This window comes from Burkholderia sp. L-4 (assembly GCF_056856535.1).
In genome coordinates, this window is the sequence record NZ_JBXEOX010000003.1 from 363,078 (window position 1) to 378,808 (window position 15,731).

Annotated in this window: 13 protein-coding genes; 6 read left to right on the forward strand and 7 right to left on the reverse strand. The window is 70.5% G+C overall.

The genetic code is table 11. The features are described 5' to 3' along the window. Positions 1 to 153: 153 nt before the first annotated feature. The 5 genes from AC1VVG_RS32165 to AC1VVG_RS32185 all read right to left on the reverse strand — a co-directional run bounded on the left by AC1VVG_RS32165 (position 154) and on the right by AC1VVG_RS32185 (position 5,061). Positions 154 to 1,110 carry a SphA family protein gene (locus AC1VVG_RS32165; protein ID WP_034192010.1) on the reverse strand — a complete coding sequence of 319 codons (957 nt, stop codon included), beginning with the start codon at positions 1,108 to 1,110 and terminating at the stop codon, positions 154 to 156. A gap of 36 nt (positions 1,111 to 1,146) precedes the next feature. Beyond that, positions 1,147 to 1,674, reverse strand: a complete 528-nt coding sequence (locus AC1VVG_RS32170) for a flavin reductase family protein (protein WP_175029204.1) — start codon at positions 1,672 to 1,674, stop codon at positions 1,147 to 1,149. Positions 1,675 to 1,679: 5 nt separating this feature from the next. Next, complete coding sequence (locus AC1VVG_RS32175; protein ID WP_059560817.1) at positions 1,680 to 2,918, reverse strand: styrene monooxygenase/indole monooxygenase family protein; 1,239 nt, start codon at positions 2,916 to 2,918, stop codon at positions 1,680 to 1,682. Between the two features lie 62 nt (positions 2,919 to 2,980). Next, positions 2,981 to 3,769 carry an SDR family oxidoreductase gene (locus AC1VVG_RS32180; protein WP_069704804.1) on the reverse strand — a complete coding sequence of 263 codons (789 nt, stop codon included), beginning with the start codon at positions 3,767 to 3,769 and terminating at the stop codon, positions 2,981 to 2,983. Between the two features lie 44 nt (positions 3,770 to 3,813). After that, positions 3,814 to 5,061: a dienelactone hydrolase family protein gene (locus AC1VVG_RS32185; protein WP_482837453.1), complete on the reverse strand. Its 1,248-nt coding sequence runs from the start codon at positions 5,059 to 5,061 to the stop codon at positions 3,814 to 3,816. Positions 5,062 to 5,413: 352 nt separating this feature from the next. On the opposite strand from AC1VVG_RS32185, the gene AC1VVG_RS32190 reads away from it, so the two are divergent. From AC1VVG_RS32190 to AC1VVG_RS32210, 5 genes are all read left to right on the forward strand, one after another. Continuing rightward, the gene (locus AC1VVG_RS32190) at positions 5,414 to 6,439 is read left to right on the forward strand and encodes an AraC family transcriptional regulator (protein WP_482837454.1); all 1,026 of its coding nucleotides are present in this window, start codon (positions 5,414 to 5,416) and stop codon (positions 6,437 to 6,439) included. Between the two features lie 531 nt (positions 6,440 to 6,970). Next, on the forward strand, positions 6,971 to 7,207 hold the full coding sequence (locus AC1VVG_RS32195; RefSeq protein WP_034191750.1) for a DUF1427 family protein: 237 nt from the start codon (positions 6,971 to 6,973) through the stop codon (positions 7,205 to 7,207). After that, on the forward strand, positions 7,189 to 7,920 hold the full coding sequence (locus AC1VVG_RS32200) for a YoaK family protein (RefSeq protein WP_482837455.1): 732 nt from the start codon (positions 7,189 to 7,191) through the stop codon (positions 7,918 to 7,920). Before AC1VVG_RS32195 ends, AC1VVG_RS32200 begins: the two co-directional genes overlap by 19 nt. A gap of 65 nt (positions 7,921 to 7,985) precedes the next feature. Continuing rightward, a complete protein-coding gene (locus AC1VVG_RS32205) occupies positions 7,986 to 8,939 on the forward strand; it encodes a glyoxalase (protein ID WP_482837456.1) in 954 nt (317 codons plus the stop codon). Beyond that, positions 8,936 to 10,393 (forward strand): alginate export family protein, encoded by a 1,458-nt coding sequence (locus tag AC1VVG_RS32210; RefSeq protein WP_200088084.1) that lies wholly within the window; start codon positions 8,936 to 8,938, stop codon positions 10,391 to 10,393. The genes AC1VVG_RS32205 and AC1VVG_RS32210 overlap by 4 nt, the downstream gene beginning before the upstream one ends. Before the next feature lie 23 nt (positions 10,394 to 10,416). On the opposite strand, the gene AC1VVG_RS32215 is transcribed toward AC1VVG_RS32210, so the two are convergent. Both AC1VVG_RS32215 and AC1VVG_RS32220 read right to left on the reverse strand, forming a co-directional pair. Next, entirely contained in the window at positions 10,417 to 11,322 is a 906-nt protein-coding gene (locus tag AC1VVG_RS32215) for a LysR family transcriptional regulator (protein WP_059560835.1), read from the reverse strand. A 147-nt stretch (positions 11,323 to 11,469) separates the two neighbouring features. Further along, positions 11,470 to 12,390, reverse strand: coding sequence for an AraC family transcriptional regulator (locus AC1VVG_RS32220; protein WP_034192054.1), 921 nt, complete (start codon positions 12,388 to 12,390; stop codon positions 11,470 to 11,472). Positions 12,391 to 12,772: 382 nt separating this feature from the next. On the opposite strand from AC1VVG_RS32220, the gene AC1VVG_RS32225 reads away from it, so the two are divergent. After that, positions 12,773 to 15,670 (forward strand): ATP-binding protein, encoded by a 2,898-nt coding sequence (locus AC1VVG_RS32225; protein ID WP_059560838.1) that lies wholly within the window; start codon positions 12,773 to 12,775, stop codon positions 15,668 to 15,670. The last annotated feature ends 61 nt before the right edge of the window (positions 15,671 to 15,731 follow it).

Genomic DNA, 15,731 nt, shown 5'->3' on the forward strand with positions numbered 1-15,731 from the left:
GCGCCGCGAGACAGGTCGACCATAGCGGCGTCAACGCATCCTGGACCCATGGTCGGCCATGGAACAAGCCGTAGTCCACCGCCTTCACGGTTGCCCCCTACTGCTAACCATCGAAGCGGCGTGTCGCGCATCGACGCGCCGGGGCGCCCTACGTCACTGGAAGTGATGCACGTAGCGCAGCACCAGCCGCGTCCCCTGCGGCCGGTTGCGCGCATGGGTCTCGAAGTACGTGTTGAACAGCAGGTGGTCGTGCGGCGAGAAGCTATACATCGCGCCCGGCCCGATCGCGAACACGGCTTCCCGCGTGCCGGGCACGTCCTGTCCGTTTGCCTGCATGTCGGTGGTCTGGCGCAGCCAGTAGCCGTTGAGCCCGAGTCGCAGGCCCGGACGCACTTCATACTCGGTCGCGAAGTTCACGTGGATCGCCTGGCCGGCCCGCGTCGACGTCACGTCGGGGCCGAGCGACGCGGCCGGCCGATGGTTGGTCGCATTCCACAGATAGTGCAGCCGCCACGACACGGTCCATTTCGGTGTGAGCCACAGCGTGGCCGCCCAGTACGGATCGAACGACCAGAAATGACTGCCCGGGTTGATCGCGCGCGCCGGATCGTACGCGCCGGTCGGCGCGATGAACTGGAACTCGACGCGCTGCGCGAAACGCGGGCCCTGCGCGCCCATCACCGGGTCGAACTGGATGAACGGGCCGATCAGCAGGTCGCCGAACCCGGCGCGCGCATTCAGCGCGACGTTGCCGATGCCGTCGTCGGTCCGCGCGGATGCGATCCACGGCAGGATCACGTCGAGCCCCGGGTGCATGCCCGCGAACGTCAGCGGCGACTGGTAGACGAGCTGGCTCAGCCCCGCGAACAGGTCGATGTCCTGCTTCGGCAGCCCGACCTTGTTGCCCGCATTGTCGTTGACGCGGCCGGCCGTGTAGTACTGCAGGTACTGCGTGCCGTACCAGCCGGAGCCGGCCGGCGGCATGCCGTCGAGGAAACTGGTCATGCCGAGGTTGACCGACGGCAGGTCGGCCGCGTGGGCCGGCGCGCTGCCGGCGATGCCGGCGATCGCGAGGCCTGCGACGACGAGCAGGCGAGAGCCGAGTTTCATGTTCACCACCTCCTGGGTATTTTTATGGATGACTAATCAAATAGTGCGTAAAAGATCGGGATGATCGGCGATCGCGCGATACTGGCCCGCATGGAACACGAGCGGCGCCTTGCCGAATGCGTCGAACTGCTCGATCTCGCCGATGAAGAGCAGGTGATCGCCGCCTTCGTAGTGGCCGACGTTGCGGCACACGAAGCGCGCGCTCGCGCCGTCGAGGCAGGGCACGCCGCCGCTGTCCGATTCGGCATGCGGCACGCCGTCGAACTTGTCGGCGCTCGGCGTCGCGAAACGGCGCGACAGGTCGATCTGGTCGTGCGCGAGGACGTTGATCGCGAAGTGGGTGGCCGCGACGAAATCCGGCCGGCTCGGCGCGACCTTGCGAAGACTCCACAGCACGAGCGGCGGATCGAGCGACAGCGACGAGAACGAATTGGCGGTGAGGCCCACCTTGCGCCCGTCGGGCCCGCAGGTGGTGATCACGGTGACGCCGGTCGGGAATTGCCCGAACGCGGCGCGCAGTTGCATCGGGTCGAGGACGGGACGGTCGGTCATGATCGTTTCCATGTCGTTCATGCCGCCCGCACGCTGTGTTCGCGGATCGTCGCCGCGCAGGCCGATGGCTCGAACCACCACGGCGAGAACCGGCGCGGGTCGTCGAAGCCGTCGACGATCGCCTTGGCGAGCGACGGCAGCTGGCCGGCCGCGCCGAGCAGTTCGAGGATGTGTGGCGGCGGCGGCGTGAGCAGCGAGTTGGTCCAGCGCACCACATGCTGCGCGTACGCCCAGTAGCCGTCGAACGTCTGCTGCATCCAGTCTTCGCCGAACGGCGCGGCGCCGCGCGCGACGATCGCGCCGGCATACGCGTGCGCGCACTTCGCGGCGTTGTTCGATCCCTGGCCCGTGATCGGATCGTTGACGACCACCGCATCGGCCATTCCGAACACCGTGCGGCCCGACGGCAGCCGGAAGAACGGCTTGCGCACCGTCGGCGCGAAGCGCCCGGCCAGCGTGCCGTTCGGATCGGTCAGCTCGACGTCGCGGCAGCGCTCGAATTCCCACGGCACGTATTGCCGCAGGAACGACAGGCTCCGGTCCAGATGCTGCTCGGGCGTCTTCACGTCGGCCCAGCAGTCGAGCGGGCCGCCCGGAATCCCTTCGAACACCATGATTTCGCACGGGCCCGTCGTGGTCAGCGCGGGAAACACGAAATACTCGCCGATGCCGGGCAGCAGGTTGAAGCGCACGCGCGAATACGGCTGGCTCGGCGCCATGCCCTTCACGTAGGTGAGCGCCAGCGCGCGTTGCGGGCGGTCGAACGCGCTGCGCGCGTCGTCGCGGCCCAGCAGGTTGACGATGTCGCCCTTGCCGGCCGCGAGCAGCACGAGATCGTGGCTGCGCGCGAGTGCCTCGAGCTCGGGTACACCGACGTCGCCGATCCGCACGTCCGCGCCGCGGCGCCGGACGCCGTCGAGCCAGTCGGCCATCTTCACGCGCTGATCGACCGACTGCGCATAACGCGTCAGCCGCGACGACCAGTCGATCGCCTTGCGGCCGTTGCCGTCCGGATGCGGCACCGCGATGCCGATGCCTTCGACGGCCGGGCAGGCTTCCTCCCATGCATTCAGACCGAGGTCGCGCTCGATCTGCAGCGACGTGTGGAACATGCACTGGCTCGACATGACCTTGCCCGTGCGGATCTGCTCGGCGTCGCGGTTGGTCGAGAGCGTGACGTGATAGCCCTGGTCGAGCAGGGCGAAAGCGAGTTGCAGGCCGGACTGGCCGGCGCCGACGATAGCGATGCGTCTCATGGAATGTCCTTGGTTGGCCGGGTGACGGCCGGAAGGTTGCGGGAAGCGGTGGCGACGCGCGGTCACTCCGCCAGGCGCGGAATGGCCGGCACCGCCTGTTCGGGGCCCATCGCGGCGTAGCCGCCGTCCACCGCGTAGTCGGCGCCGGTGACGAAGCTCGCCGCGTCGCTGCACAGGAACGTGACGACCTGCGCGACCTCGGACGGATCGCCGACGCGGCCGAGCAGGTGGAACGGCGCGGCGACGCGGTCGGTCTTCGCGCGGTCGCCGTGCGTCATCTCGTCCATCACGCGCGACCACGTCCACCCCGGCGACACCGAGTTGACGCGAATGCGGTCGGGCGCGAGATCCATCGCCATGCTGCGCGTGAGCTGGCGGATCGCCGCCTTGGAGGTCGGATACAGCCAGCGGCCCGTCTGCGCGCACTGCGCCGAGATCGAGCTGAAGTTCACGATCGCGCCGCCGCCGCGCCGGGCCATGTGCGGATGGACGGCCTTCGCCAGCATCGCGGCCGACACGACGTTGACGTCCATCGCGGCCAGCCAGTCGTTGCGGGTCGCCTGGATGCCGTTGTCGACGTAGCTGCATGCGAGGTTGACGAGCACGTCGATCGCGCCGAACCGTTCGACGATGGCCGATACCGCATGCGCGATCGCGCGGTCGTCGGTGATGTCGAGCGCGACGAACAGCGCCTGCTCGCCGAGCGAATCGGCCACGCGCGCGCCGTTCTGCGCATCGAGATCGAGGATCGCGACGTGCGCGCCGGCGCGGATCAGGTCCTGCGCGACCGCGGCGCCGATCAGCGTGGCGCCGCCGGTGACGATCGCGACTTTGCCTGCAAGGGCGGTCATGGGGTGTCTCCCGGAATCGTTGAGTGAGTGGGGGACGGGCCGCGTCAGCGCGCACCCGCCGATGGTTCGCTGTCCTGCCAGCGGCGCATCAGGCCGTTCGACGGCACGGTTTCGTCGAGCAGCTTGCGGGCCGTTTCGACGCCGGCCACCGGCAGTCCGGCCGGTTCGAGCAGGCCGACCTGTACGAGCACGCTCGCCTGGTCCCAGTAGATGTGTTCGTGATACAGCTTGTCGCCGCGGAACTTGACGATCGCGACGAGCGGGATCTCGACGCGCCTGCCGGTCGGCGCGACGCCCGGCAGCATCCAGTCGATCTCGGTCGTGTGCGTGAAGCAGAACAGCAGCTCGTCGACGATCTGGCTCGCGCCGATCGTGCGCGAGATCGGCGTGATCGTCGTGTCGGGCGGATTCGCATGCACGAAATGGTGGGTGTAGAAGCGTTTCAGCTCGTCGTGGCCGACGCCGCCCGTCAGCGTCGGGATATGGTTGACGTACGGCTCGGCGACCATCGTGGCCATCGTCGCGTCGACGTTGCGCGTGTCGAATTCGTGCTTCAGATGGGTTTCCCACAGGGTGGACAGGTCGTAGTGCGGGCCGAGCGCGGCGCGGAACGCGGCGATCGCGCGCTGGTGGGCCATGATCGCGGCGGCCTTGTCGAAATGATCGCCGCCGGGGCGGGCGAACGCGTGATCGACACCCGGATACACGTAGACCTCGACGCCGTCGCGCGCGGACAGCGCGTCGGCGATGCGCTGCTGCGCGTCGGGCGGACAGAAGCGATCCCGCCCCGCGATCTGCAGCACGAGCCGCCCGCGCAGCGCCGCGGCCTCGTCCAGCGCGTGCTCGATGCCGACGCCGTAGTAGCTGACCGCCGCGGCCACGCCCGGCAGCCGGCACGCGGCGAGGTACGCGAGCTTGCCGCCGAGGCAGTAGCCGAGCACGCCGGCCTCGCCCGTGCATTCCGGCCGTTGCCGGAGCGCGTCCAGCGCGACGCCGACGTCCTCGACGCCCTTGTCCTCGTCGTATTCGCGATACAGCGCCATCGCACGCTCGACATCGGCCGCCGCGTAACCGAGCTCGAGCCCCGGCGCTTGGCGCCAGAACAGGTCGGGCACGAGCACCGTATAGCCTTCCTCCGCGTAGTAGTCGGCGGTTTCGCGCATCGTCGCGTTCGCGCCGAAGATCTCGTGGCACAGTACGATGCCCGGCCCCGCGCCGCCGGCCGGCGTGCTCAGGTACGCGCGAAACGCGCCGCCGTCCGGCGACGGAATCTCGATGTGACGTCCTTTCATGTGTCCCTCCATTCGGTTCATCTCGGTGACGGGCCCAGTATTGGCGGACGAAACGGGCGCTTCTATCCGCTTTCTTCGGCCGGTATCCGCGAATTCCGGAAACCTGTTGCACCGGCCGCCGCGCGTGGGCAGGCGCGCGGCTGACTGCGGGTATGTGCGGATGCGGAATCCCCGCACAGTTTTCTACGATGCGCGGACGGTCCGCTTCTTGCGTCGTTTGCGCGGGACTTGCGTGTCTTGACGGCCGGACTGTCCGGATACTCCGGGCGCTGTCCGGATCGTGCGGCGGATTCCCCGATCCGGGGAACGGATGCACGGCGCGAGTGCGATCGAGCATGACGGGAGAACTTCGATGGCGCAATTTTCCGAAACCGGCTGGCTGGCCGACGCCGCCTGTTTCAATCACGACAACCTGATGCTGCAGTCGAACGACGTCGACGAGGTGCGCGCACGCGTCGCCGACGTGTTCAAGCCGCACCGGCTCACGCCGACCGGCGAATCGCGTGCGCTGCACAGCTGCATGCATCACGCGCGCTGGGGCAACCTGTCGCTGAACCTGCTCGATTATGGCGGCGGCGTCAGCATCGAGCCCGGGCCGCTCGAACACTTCTTCCTGTTGCAGATCCCGCTGCGCGGCGACGCCGAGATCGAATGCGGTTCGACGCGCTTCGTGTCGGCGCCCGGCATCGCGTCGCTGATCTCGCCGACGCTGCTGCTGAAGATGCGGTGGGGCGATGCCTGTCCGCAGGTGATCCTGCGCATCGAGCGCGAAGTGATGGAGCGTCATGCGCAGCGGCATTTCGGCGACGACCGGCGTGCGCCGGTCGAATTCGAGCCGGCGTTCAGCCTGTCGTCGTCGCAGGGGACGTGCCTCGCGCAGTTGCTGCCGATCCTCGCCGGCGCGATCTCGACCGACGCGCATCCGCTGCGTCATCCGCTCGCGTTCGAGCAGCTCGAATCGACGCTGCTCAACCTGCTGCTGCACGGCCACCCGAACAGCGCGCGCGCCGGCACGCGGCACGTGCCGGTGGTGCTCGCGCCGTTCTACGTGCGGCGCGTCGAGGAATACATCCGCGCGCATCTCGACGAGCCGCTGACGATCGAGCGGCTTGCCGAACTCGCCGGCGTCAGCCCGAGCACGCTGTTCGCCGGGTTCCGGAATCGCCACGGGATCACGCCGATGGGCTTCGTGCGGCAGTTGCGGCTGCAGCATGTGCGCGAGGAACTGCTGGCCGACGAGACGCCGGGGCTCGCGTCGGTGACGGACATCGCGCTGAAATGGGGTTTTGCGCATCTCGGGCGGTTCGCGATCGAGTACAAGCGGGCGTTCGGCGAATCGCCGTCGGCGACGCTCAGGATGCGGCGCGTGCGGGGGTGACGAAAACGGCGGGACGCGCGCCCGCCGTTGCGTCGATTCGCGTTCCGTCACCGTGCCTTTCTTCAGCGCGTCGATGCAGGGGATGCCGGCACGCCGTTTCGTGCCGCAGGAATGTCGGCGCGGCGGGCGCCTGCCCGACACCGGCCTGACTCGGGTCGAGCCGGGGCTTCGCCGCGACGGGCCGCGCGTTGCGCGGCATCCGGCAACCGCCGGCAGGCAGATCGCCATGCGACTCGTCGACGGCCGCCGCGGAGGCCGCCGGCATCGCGGGCGCGGGTGCTTCCGTCCCGCAAGCAGCCCGGCGTTCTCATCATTCGTTCCTCTTTCCCCCTGACGAATATCGACGCCATGGTCGGCGAGCGATGCGCGCATGATCCGTGGTTCGAAAGCAGTCCCGTGCGGCGCGTTCAGAACAATTCAGTTCGCCGCCATGACTTTCAGATCCCCGTTCCCTAGTCTTGCTTCCGAACCGCCGCACGGGCCGGGCGCCATTCGGCCGCGCCGGGCCGCGCGGCGCAACCGGAACGGACCATGCCTTATCTGATCTCGATGGGGGCCGGCATCGCCGTCGGCCTGCTGTACTACCTCGTGCGCGTGCAGTCGCCCGCGCCGCCGCTGATCGCGCTGGCGGGGCTGCTCGGCATCGTCGTCGGCGAGCACGCGATCCCGTTCGTGCAGGCGCAGATGCGCCCGCCCGCCGCGCAGGTGCAGGACGCGAGCGCCGCCAACCCCGCGCAGGACCCCGCGTCATGCAACCGGGGCAAGTGACGGGGAGCGGCGCGGCCGCGCCCGGCGCCGCGTGGAGCGAGGACGTACTGCTCGCATCGATCGCCGGCTACGTCGACACGCTCGGCTTCGTCGCGCTGTTCGGCCTGTTCACCGCGCACGTCACCGGCAACTTCATCCTGATCGGCTCCGGCCTGGCCGGGGTCGGGCAAGGGCTCGCGATCAAGTTGCTCGCGTTTCCGGCGTTCATCGCGGGGATCGTGGCGGCGCGCGTGCTGGATCACCGGATCCGTGCATACGGGCACGGCACGCGGGCGTGTTCGCTGTATGCGCTGCAGGCGGTACTGCTGGGCGGATTCATGCTCGCCGGCGCGATCGCGTCGCCGATCGCCGACGCCGATGCGCCGGCGACGATCGTCTGCGGCCTGCTCGGCGCCGCGGCGATGGGCGTTCAGAACGCGCACGGGCGCCTGACGGCACGCGCGGTCGTCGCGAACACGGTCATGACCGGCAACGTCACGCAGGCCGTGATCGACGCGTTCGACTGGCTCGTGCCGATCGCCGCACCCGCCGAACGGGAAGCCGCGCGTGCGCGGCTGCGCCGCACGCTGCCGCCGGTCGCGAGTTTCGCGCTCGGGGCGGGCGCCGGCGCGACCGCCTATCTGTACGCCGCGTTCTGGGCGCTGGCGCTGCCGCTCGCGATGCTGGGCTTCCTCGCGTTTCGCTCCGGCCGCCGCGCCGGGCAACCGGCCTGACGCCGAACGCTGCATCCGGGCGCGGCGTGCCGCCGTGCCCGCCACCCTCAACGAAGGAGAATCCGATGAATGCATTGAACCTGCGCCAGGTGCTGCGCATGACGGCCGCGTCGACGGCCGTGCTGGCCGCGCTGCTGGCCGCCGCGCCGTCGCGCGCCGACGAGACGCACCTGGACGATACGGCGCGCCAGACCGCCGCCGCGCGCTCGCCGAACGTCTCGGTCGGCCCGCAGTACGACACGACGCACGTGTGCGTGGCACCCGAGGACTTCGACCGCTTCACCGACAGCTTCGTCGCGACCTTCGGCGGCAAGAAGTCGAAGCAGGGCGTGTTCCAGGTCACGCCCACGCCGAGCCAGACGATGTCGCAGCTCGTGCTCACGCCGGTCGGCACGGTCTCGGTGTTCGGCTTCAAGACGCCGATTCCGTATCCGTTCTGCGCGGAGCGCACCGGTTATCTCGTTACCGATCTCGACGTCGCGATGAAGTCGGCGCGCGCGCACGGCGCGGACGTGGTGGTCGACACGTTCCCCGACCCGATCGGCCGCGACGCGATCGTCCGCTGGCCGGGCGGCGTGAACATGCAGCTGTACTGGCACAACGAGCCGCCGCACTACGACGCGCTGCAGACGGTGCCGGAAAACCGCGTGTACGTGTCGCCGCAAAGCGCGAGCAAGCTCGCGCGCGACTTCGTCGCGTTCTCGCACGGCAAGATCGTGTCCGACGTGCGCCGCGCGCCGGGCATCGAGATCGGCCGGCCGAACGACACGTACCGGCGCATCCGCATCGAATCGGGCTTCGGCAAGATGACGGTGCTCGCCACCGACGGCCATTTGCCTTACCCGTTCGGCCGCGAGATGACCGGCTACGAAGTGGCCGATCTCGCCGCGACGCTGAAGCAGGCAGAGGCCGCGGGCGTGACCGTGCTCGTGCCGCCGTTCGCGTCGGACGGCCGCGATGCGGCGCTCGTGCAGTTCCCGGGCGGCTACGTCGCCGAGATCCACGCGCGGTCGAAATGAGCGTGCGGCGATCGATCGGTCGATCGTGGCGCAACGCGTTGCCGTCCGTCGTGCTCGCCGGCGGCATCGCGACGTGCGCGGGCGCGGCGTCCGGCGCTCAGGCGCCCGCGACGACGGACGCCGCCGGCACGTCGTGCGGCGCGAAGCGGCCGGCCGTGCTGTTCAACCGGTGGCAGGAGGACTGGTCGGCGCTCGCCGCGCCGTGCGTGCCGCGCAAGCCGTTCGACGCGCTGAAGTACCTGCCGATCGGCGGCGACCCGTCGACCTATCTGTCGCTCGGCGCGAACCTGCGCGAGCGTTTCGAGCTGAACAACGCGCCGCTGTTCGGCCTCGGCGCCGCGCACGACGACCACTACGTGATCGAGCGCGCGACGGTGCATGCGGACCTGCGTTACCGCGAGCATCTGCAGGCATTCGTGCAGTTCGCGGATGCGCGTCCGTTCGGCAAGGACACGGTCGGCACGGTCGACCGCAACCTGCTCGATATCGAGCAGGCGTTCGTCGCGTACGTCGGCCAGTTCGGCACCGGCACGTTCAAGGCGCGGGTCGGCCGGCAGGAGATGGCGTTCGACCTGCAGCGCTTCGTGTCGGTGCGCGACGGCCCGAACGTGCGCCAGGCGTTCGATGCGGTATGGGCCGATTACGAGATCGGCCCGTGGCGGCTGATCGGCTATGCGACGCGCCCGGTGCAATACCGCGACGACGCGGTGTTCGACGACGTGTCGAACCGGCATCTGCGATTCGACGGCGTGCGCATCGAGCGCAACGGCACCGGACCAGGCGATCTGTCCGCGTACTGGTCGCGCTATACGCGCGACAACGCGCGTTATCCCGGCGCGTCCGGCACCGAGCGGCGCGACGTGTTCGACATGCGCTACGCGGGCAAGGCCGCCGGATTCGACTGGGACGCGGAGGCGATGCTGCAGACCGGGCACGTCGGGCAGGCGACGATCGGCGCGTGGGCGTTCGGCATGCTCGGCGGCTATACGTTCGCGAAGACGGCCGGCACGCCGCGTATCGGCATCCAGATCGACGGCGCGTCGGGCGACACGCACCCCGGCGACGGCCGCGTGGGCACCTTCAACCCGCTGTTTCCGAACGGGTACTACTTCACGCTGGCCGGCTATACCGGGTACAGCAACCTGGTTCACGTGAAGCCGTCGCTGACGTTCAAGCCGGCCAGCAGCGTCACGGTGCTGACGGCGCTCGGCTTCCAGTGGCGCGCGACGACGGCCGACGCGATCTACGGGCAGGGCATGGCCGCGGTGCCGGGCACGGCCGGCCGCGGCGACGCATGGACCGGCATGTACGCGCAGGCGCGCGTGGACTGGCTCGTCAACGCGAACGTCGCGCTGGCGGTGGAAGCCGTGCATTTCCAGCTCGGTCGCTCGATCCGTGCGCTCGGCGGCCGCAATGCCGACTACGTCGGGATGGAGGCGAAGTTCGGGTGGTGACGCGCCGGGTGCGGCCGCGCGTGTCAGCGCGGTTCGCGCGCCAGCGCGGCGACGAAATCGATGAACGCGGCCACGCGTTTCGAGCCGCGCTGGTTCGGCAGGTAAAGCGCGGTGACGACCGAGCGGGCCGTGCCCGGCGTGACGTCGTGGCGATCGAACAGCCGGCACAGCCGGCCCGACTCGACATCCGCGCCGATCAGCCAGTCGGGCAGCAGCGCGATGCCGGCACCGTCCAGCGCGGCCTCGCGCAGCACCTCGCTGTGATTCGATTTCAGCCGCCCGGTGACGATCACCCGCGTCGTGCGCTGCGCGTCGGCAAACGTCCAGGTCTGCTGGTCGACGCCGAAGTGAAAGCGCAGGCACGCATGGTCGACGAGCTCGCCCGGCGTCGACGGCGTGCCGTGCGCCTCGAGGTAGGCGCGGCTCGCGACGACGTAGCGGCGGAACGTGCCGAGCGGCCGCGCGACGACGTCCGCGGACGGCGCCGCGTCGCCGAGGCGGATCGCCACGTCGATCCGGTTCGCGACGAGGTCGACCCGCTCGTCGGTCAGTTGCAGGTCGACGTCGAGTTTCGGGTGGGCCGCGACGAACGCGGCGATGTGCGGCGCAATGCAGCGCAGCCCGTAGGCGACCGGGACCGACACGCGCAACGGCCCGGACGGCGTGTCGCCGCGATCGGCGACGAGCGCGTCGGCCTCGGCGAGTTCCTCGAGCACGCGCCGGGCGCGCGCGTAGTACACGGCTCCCGCGTCGGACAGCGTCACCTGCCGCGTCGTGCGGTTCAGCAGCACGGTGCCGAGCGACGCCTCGAGCGCGTCCACGGCGCGCACGACGGACGACGCCGCGAGCGACAGGCGCCGCCCGGCGCTCGAGAAGCCGCCGGCTTCCGCCACTTCCACGAATGCGCGCAGCGCGGAGAGCTTGTCCATGTCATCGCCTCGTATGCGGGATGCAACGTCGCGTTGCATGCCGTGCGCATTCTAGCGCCGGGCGGCGCGCCCGCCGGCGCGCGGGCCGGGCTTTCAGGACGATTTCAGAACGATTCAGGCGATGCCCCGCGAGCGCGGCTTCACCTGTCAGCGCGACCGTGCGCGCCGCCAGGCGCCGGGCGGATGGCCGACGATCCTGACGAAGACGCGGCTGAGATGGCTTTGGTCCGAGAAACCGCACGCCATCGCGATGTCGGCGAGCGTCATGTCGGACGTTTCGATCAGGTCCCGCGCGCGCATCACGCGCTGTTCGAGCAGCCACTGGTGCGGCGTGCGGCCGGTGGTGCGCGAGAACGCGCGGATGAAATACCCGCGCGACAGCTCGCACTCGGCCGCCACTTCCTCGATCGACACGCCGAGATCGGCCTTTTCCATCAGGAGTTCCTGCGCGCGCGCGACTTTCGCCGGCGACAGGTTCCCCGTGCGCTGCAGGTCGCGTGCGCGCAGATTGCCGTAGCGGCGCACGACGTGGGTGCCGATCGCGAGCCCGACCTGCTCGACGAACAGCGTGTTCAACGGCCCCGTCGCGTCGAGGCCCTCGGCCACCGCGAGCGCGAGGTGGCCGAGCACCGGGTCGCACGCGTCCGGGCGGCAGCGCAGGCCGCCGGTCGCGCTGCCGTCGTGCTCGGGGCCGAGGCCGGCGAGATACGTGTGCGGCAGCTCGACCAGCAGGAAGTCGAACCGGCCGTGCAGGTCCGCCCGGAAATTCCGCGAGAAATCGCGGATGTAGATCGAATGGGGCTGGAACCGGCGCTCGGAGGCGCCCGTGCGGCTGTAGATGGTGCGCGAGTGCCCGCCGTTCAGCGAGACGCCGACCAGGAAGCCGCGGTCGCACGCGGGCATGTCGATGCGCTCGACGAACGCGTCGCGCATGCACTTGCGATGCAGCCGCAGGCCGCCGACGGTCTGCTCGATATCCTTCGACAGCAGGCTCGACACGCATCCGAGCGTGTCTTTCGGGATGGGCGCCGGCGACGGGGCGGGCGGCGCGAGGGCGGGCTCTGGCATGAAGCTTTCCTGGAGGGACTCGGCACGCGAAATGTCGGGTCCAGTTTAGAGGGGCGCGCGATCGTTCAAAAATGATTTTGCACAAACGTCCGCTGCCGCCCGGGGGCGAAGCGACCGCACGCGGTCGTTGCGTGCCCCGTTGCAACGCCTGTACACGCGGCCCGGCGGAGTATAGCGCGTCGCCGGCGGCCGGCCGCACGGGGTCCGGCGGCAGTCGCCGGACAGCGCATTATCTTTCAAGATTTTCGTGACACGTGTGTCTACACTCGATCCCGAATTCGACATTTTTCGTTCGGCGCGCCCAGCGGGCCGGACGCGGACTTCCTGCCCGGTGAGCTGCCGCGTTCACCGGGCTGTCATCCCGAGGTACCCGGAGGCGGCCATGATCCAGATCGGAACGTTGTCGGTGGATTTCGAGCAGCGCGACATACGCAGCCAGGGCGCGTCGCTGCGCATCGGCGCGCGTGCGCTCGACATTCTGGAGGTCCTGCATCGCGCGGGCGGTTCGGTCGTGTCGAAAGACGACATCATGGACGCGGTCTGGCCGGGCCTGATCGTGGAGGAGAACCGCCTTCAGGTGCATGTGGCGACGCTGCGCAAGGCGCTCGGCGCGAGTCGCGACCTGATCAAGACGGTCCCCGGCCGCGGTTATCTGCTGGTGGCGGGCGCGGCGCACGCGCCGGCGGCCGAGCCGCCGCCCGCCGCGGCGGCACCCGATGCAGGGGCGGCCGCGGCGTCCCTGCCGGCCCGCCTGATCGGGCGCGAGGCCGACATCGCGCAGATCGTCGACATGCTCGACGGGACGGCGGTCGTCACGCTCGTCGGCGCCGGCGGCATCGGCAAGACGAGTCTCGCCGCGCGGGTCGCGCACGACGTCCGCAGCCGGTCGCGCGAGCGTGTCCTGTTCGTCGAGCTGGCGCGCACGTCGACGCGCGGCGACGTGCTCGCCGCGCTCGCCGCCGGGCTCGGGATCGCGCCCGGCGTCGACACGTACCGGGCGCCCGCCGTCGAGCGCATCGGCGAAGCGCTCGCCGATGCGCGCTGCCTGCTCGTGCTCGACAACGCCGAACATATCGTCGACGTGGTCGCGGATCTCGCCGACACGCTGACCGCGGGCGCGGGTTCGCTGCGGGTGCTGGCGACCAGCCGCGAGCCGCTGCATATTTCGGCCGAAGCCGTGGTGCGCGTGAGCCCGCTCGCGGTGCCGGACAGCGGCGCGGCGGACGACGCGATCGTCCGCAGCCCGGCGGTCGAACTGTTTCTGGAACGGGTGCGCGCGGCCGCGCCCGATTGCCGGATCGACGCCGCCGGCATGCGGCTGATCGCCGACATCTGCCGGCGCCTCGACGGGCTGCCGCTCGCGATCGAGCTGGCGGCCGCGCGGGTGGCGACGCTCGGCCTCGCGGTCGTCGCGTCGCGCCTCGACGACCGCCTGAACCTGCTGACGGGCGGGCTGCGGTCGGCGCTGCCGCGTCACCAGACGCTGCGCGCGACGTTCGACTGGAGCTACGTGCTGCTGGAGCCGGCGGCACGCGCACTGTTTCGGCGCATGGGGTGCTTCGTCGGCCCGTTCACGTTCGATGCGGCGCGCGCCGTCGCGGCCGAGCCCGGTTCGTCGGCCGCCGACATGATCGCCGTGCTCGGCGAACTGGTCGCGAAATCGCTCGTGACGGTCGAATTCCACGGCGCTTCCGCGCGCTACCGGCTGACCGAATCGACACGCGCGTATGCGCTCGAAAAACTCCGCAACGAGGGCGAGTTCGACCTCGTCGCCGAACGCCACGCGCACTACGAACGCGCGCAGACGCAAGCGCAAGCCCACGTGCCGGCTGCGTCGCCGGCGGCGGTCGCGGTGAGTCCGCCGGCCGCCGGCGAGCCGGCGGGCACCGCGCCGGACGTGGCCGGGCCGGACGCGCTGGCGCGCGCGCTGCTCGAGCCGGCGCGGATGCGCGAAAGTACCGTGCAGGCGCGACGGATGCTCGGCGACATCGACGCCGGGACGGCCGGGCCGGTCGATGCGGGCGGCGAGATGCGGCTGCGCTCGGCGTATGCGTCCGCGCTGCTGCACACGGACGGCGACGCGCTCGCCGCCGCCGCGATGTGGGACCGGACGCTCGACCTCGCGGCGCGCGCCGGCGACGACGCGTACGACGCGCGCGCGCTGATGGGGCTGTGGCACACGATGCTGGCGCTGTCCGACATTCACGAATCGCTGCGCTACGCGACGCGCTTCGAGCGGGCCGCCGAGCGGCGCGGCGACCGCGCGCAGTGCCTGCTGGCGAACGCGATGGTCGCGACGTCGCTGCATTACTTCGGCGAGCACGCGCAGGCGCGCGAGCGGCTCGAGGCCGCGACGGCCGAACTGGCCGGCGCGGGCGAGCCGCCGTGCGCGCAGGCGGCGCTGGGTGTCGACATGGCGACGTTCGGCGGCACGATGCTCACGCGGCTCGCGTGGCTGCAGGGCGACCCCGAGCACGCGATGCGGCTGGCCGCGCAAGCGGTGGAGGGCGCGCGCCGCGGCCCGTCGGCCCTGGCGCTGTGCTTCGTGCTCGGCACGGCTGCCGTGCCGATCGCCATGCGCTACGGCGACCACGACGCGACGACCGACTATCTCGCGACGCTGCGATCGGTATCCGACACGCACGGGTTCGACATCTGGCGTACCCATGCGGAATGCCTGACGGGACAGTTCGACATTCAGACCGGCCATCCGGGCGCGGGGCTCGCGCGGCTCGAACCCGCGTTGCGGCGCCTCGAGGCAAGCGGCTTCCGGCGCCTGCTCGCGCCATTGACCGCCGCGCATGCGGAAGGGCTCGCGCGCACCGGCCGCGCGGCCGAGGCGCGCACCCGGCTCGACGCGACGCTCGCGCGCTGCCGCGCGCACGGCGAACATCTGTTCGTGCCCGAACTGCTGCGCGTCAGGGGCGTGGCGACGCTCGAACAGGCGCGCACCGCCACCGCGAGTCTCGCGGCGGCATACGAAGCGGACGGCCATCGTCATCTGCAGTTGGCCATCCAGACCGCGAACGCGCAGGGCGCCGCGATGTGGGCGCTGCGCAGCACGCTCGATCTCGCCGATCACCTGATCGAGCGCGGACGTACCGGGCAGGCATCGACGCTGGTCGCGGGCCTCACGCGGCACTTCGATCCGCATTCGCGCGCGAACGACGTGCGCCGCTTGCTGCGCGTGCAGAATTTCGTCCGCCCGGACGCGATGCCCGCGGCAAGCCGGGCGCGCGTGCGGCGCGATGCCGTCGACGCGGCGCAGCCGGTGGCATGACGATGCGCGAGAACGGCAGGGCGGACAGGCCGCGCACGCACGCGGCACGCAACGGCGCATT

What these genes read in the sequence shown, in the direction of transcription:
- AC1VVG_RS32165 (WP_034192010.1), bottom strand. Translation starts at nt 1,110, where the DNA reads ATGAAACTCGGCTCTCGCCTGCTCGTCGTCGCAGGCCTCGCGATCGCC.
- AC1VVG_RS32170 (WP_175029204.1), bottom strand. Translation starts at nt 1,674, where the DNA reads ATGGAAACGATCATGACCGACCGTCCCGTCCTCGACCCGATGCAACTG.
- AC1VVG_RS32175 (WP_059560817.1), bottom strand. Translation starts at nt 2,918, where the DNA reads ATGAGACGCATCGCTATCGTCGGCGCCGGCCAGTCCGGCCTGCAACTC.
- AC1VVG_RS32180 (WP_069704804.1), bottom strand. Translation starts at nt 3,769, where the DNA reads ATGACCGCCCTTGCAGGCAAAGTCGCGATCGTCACCGGCGGCGCCACG.
- AC1VVG_RS32185 (WP_482837453.1), bottom strand. Translation starts at nt 5,061, where the DNA reads ATGAAAGGACGTCACATCGAGATTCCGTCGCCGGACGGCGGCGCGTTT.
- AC1VVG_RS32190 (WP_482837454.1), top strand. Translation starts at nt 5,414, where the DNA reads ATGGCGCAATTTTCCGAAACCGGCTGGCTGGCCGACGCCGCCTGTTTC.
- AC1VVG_RS32195 (WP_034191750.1), top strand. Translation starts at nt 6,971, where the DNA reads ATGCCTTATCTGATCTCGATGGGGGCCGGCATCGCCGTCGGCCTGCTG.
- AC1VVG_RS32200 (WP_482837455.1), top strand. Translation starts at nt 7,189, where the DNA reads ATGCAACCGGGGCAAGTGACGGGGAGCGGCGCGGCCGCGCCCGGCGCC.
- AC1VVG_RS32205 (WP_482837456.1), top strand. Translation starts at nt 7,986, where the DNA reads ATGAATGCATTGAACCTGCGCCAGGTGCTGCGCATGACGGCCGCGTCG.
- AC1VVG_RS32210 (WP_200088084.1), top strand. Translation starts at nt 8,936, where the DNA reads ATGAGCGTGCGGCGATCGATCGGTCGATCGTGGCGCAACGCGTTGCCG.
- AC1VVG_RS32215 (WP_059560835.1), bottom strand. Translation starts at nt 11,322, where the DNA reads ATGGACAAGCTCTCCGCGCTGCGCGCATTCGTGGAAGTGGCGGAAGCC.
- AC1VVG_RS32220 (WP_034192054.1), bottom strand. Translation starts at nt 12,390, where the DNA reads ATGCCAGAGCCCGCCCTCGCGCCGCCCGCCCCGTCGCCGGCGCCCATC.
- AC1VVG_RS32225 (WP_059560838.1), top strand. Translation starts at nt 12,773, where the DNA reads ATGATCCAGATCGGAACGTTGTCGGTGGATTTCGAGCAGCGCGACATA.